Genomic DNA, 2071 nt, shown 5'->3' with positions numbered 1-2071 from the left:
TGCGGCCGTCGATCGGCTCGCCCAAAGCGAACAGCTCGAAGGCGCGCTGGTGGCCTATGGCGGCCGGCAGCAGCAGGGACGAGGCCGCCTCCGGCGCCAGCGCCAGGTTGACGAAGGGAACCGAAAGGAGGGCGTCCTCGGCGACCACGACCAGGTCGCAGTGGAGCAGCAGCGTCAGGCCGATGCCGACGGCGCGGCCGCGCACCGCCGCCACCGCCGGCTTGTCCAGCTCGGCCATCGCCCTGAGGAAGCGGAACACCGACATGTCGAACGGCTGCCCGGTCTGCGAGCCGATGGCGATGAAGTCGCCGATGTCGTTGCCGGCCGAAAAGGCGTCGCCCTCGGCCCGGAACAGCAGGACGCGCACGGCGTCGTCGGTTCGCGCCCGCTCCACGGCTTCCGACAGGGCGGCGTACATCGCCTGGGTAATCGCGTTCTTCTTCTCCGGCCGCGCCAGGGTCACCGAAAGGACGCCTCCGGCCAGTTCGGTCTTGATGTGATCGTTCATGCCCCTGTCTCCTTCCCTGCAGCCGTCCACCAGTCCACGCCGTCCGCGCCGCGCCGGCGCACCGCTCGCCCGCGGCGGAGCAGATAGTTGAGATGCGCCAGGCTCTCGCCCGTGGCCATGCCGCGCACGCCGTCGCCGACCGGCCGCGCGAAGAGGGCGGCGAAGACGTCTACGGCCCGGCACGGCCGGGCAAGCGCCCGCTCCAGCCGCCGCAGCGACGTGCGGTGGCCACGGATCAGGGCGTCGAGACGCGTGTGGACGCCGCGGAACGGCTCGCCGTGAGACGGCAGCACCAGCACGTCATCCCGAAGCACCTGCTTCATGCGCTCGAGCGAGGCCAGCCAGTCGCCGAGCGGGTCGGCGTCGGGTTCGGTCGGCCACACGGATACGTTGGAGGAGATCCTGGGCAGTATCTGGTCGCCGCCCAGCACGAGGCCGTCATCCTCGCGCCACAGGCAGACGTGCTCGGGACTGTGCCCCTCGCCAACCACGACGCGCCACTCGCGCCCGCCGATCGGCAGCCGGTCCCCGTCGCCGATGCGAACGAAGCCGGCGGGCAGCTCCGACACGGCCTTTCCGAATCCGCCATAGCTGGTCCGGTAACTCTCCAGCTGCGCCTCGTTCCAGCCGGCGGCGCGATAAAAGGCGGCCCCCTCTTCCGGCGCCGGCCGGCCCGTGTCGGCGATCAGCATGCGGGCGGTGACGTATTCGAGCCGGGTCATCACCAGTGGCGCTGAGAACCGACGGCACAGCCAGCCGGCCAGCCCGATGTGGTCCGGATGCATATGGGTGCAGATCACCCGCGTGACCGGTCGGCCGTCCAGCGGCCCGGCCAACAGGAGGTCCCATTCGTCGCGGCTGGCCGGGAGGTTTAGGCCGGTGTCGACCACAGCCCAGCCTTCGCCGTCGCGCACAGCATAGACATTGATGTGATTCAGAGCGATCGGCATGGCCAGACGCATCCAGCGCACATCGGGCGCGATTTCGACCGCCTCTCCGCGGCCAGGCGGACCCGAAAACGGATAGACCAAGCCCCGCGCGCCCCGCGCGCCGCCGTCCAAGCCCGTTCCTGCGACCCCCTCGGCCAAGTCCGTCTCCAATCGCAACTAAGGCAGGATAGGACGAAGGCGCGAGGTCGCGCCAACAGTTTCTGTCGCCTTGACCCCGCCACAAGCGGCGGCCAAGGATTTGCCGACGATTTCCCTTCCCGGAGTTTCCCGTGTTCCACAAGAAGTTGCTCGCGCTGGTCGGCGGCGCGATGGCCCTTGCGCTGCTCTCGGCGCAACCCGCCCTGGCCCAGGTCGCGCCGCACGATCCGCGGGGCAATGACGACACCTCGGACCGCGTCAGCGGGACCATCCGCGGCGACCGCGTCCTGCCCGGCCGGATGAGCGACGGCGCACGCGAGCGCCGCGACCGCCGCCGCGACCGGAACCAGCAGCAGCAACAGGAGGAAGCGGCGCCGGTCCCCACCCCCGAAGAGAACAAGGCGGCCGCCCAGGCCCTGCTGACCGCCGCCGGCGTCGGCTGCCAGGTTTCGGAGGCCGCCCTGCTGGGCGTGAC

General features: G+C 70.8%; 2 protein-coding genes and 1 pseudogene. 1 reads left to right on the top strand and 2 read right to left on the bottom strand.

Annotation, left to right across the window (positions count from 1 at the left end):
- A partial coding sequence (locus tag RIF93_RS20350) for an enoyl-CoA hydratase-related protein (RefSeq protein ID WP_309093259.1) occupies nt 1-508 on the bottom strand: 508 nt, incomplete at its 3' end.
- Nucleotides 505-1458: an MBL fold metallo-hydrolase gene (locus tag RIF93_RS20345; protein ID WP_309093258.1), complete on the bottom strand. Its 954-nt coding sequence runs from the start codon at nt 1456-1458 to the stop codon at nt 505-507. The genes RIF93_RS20345 and RIF93_RS20350, both read right to left, overlap by 4 nt.
- Before the next feature lie 269 nt (nt 1459-1727).
- On the opposite strand from RIF93_RS20345, the pseudogene RIF93_RS20340 reads away from it, so the two are divergent.
- Nucleotides 1728-2071: pseudogene (locus tag RIF93_RS20340) on the top strand (hypothetical protein); the annotation flags it as partial.

The organism is Phenylobacterium sp. (genome assembly GCF_031181185.1).
In the GTDB taxonomy this organism is placed as follows: Bacteria; Pseudomonadota; Alphaproteobacteria; order Caulobacterales; family Caulobacteraceae; genus Phenylobacterium.
Note: the sequence above shows the minus strand (reverse complement) of the source record. Positions and strands in the feature narration are given on the sequence as shown.

Coding starts and splice junctions, on each gene's coding strand:
- RIF93_RS20345 (WP_309093258.1), bottom strand. CDS start 1,458: ATGCCGATCGCTCTGAATCACATCAATGTCTATGCTGTGCGCGACGGC.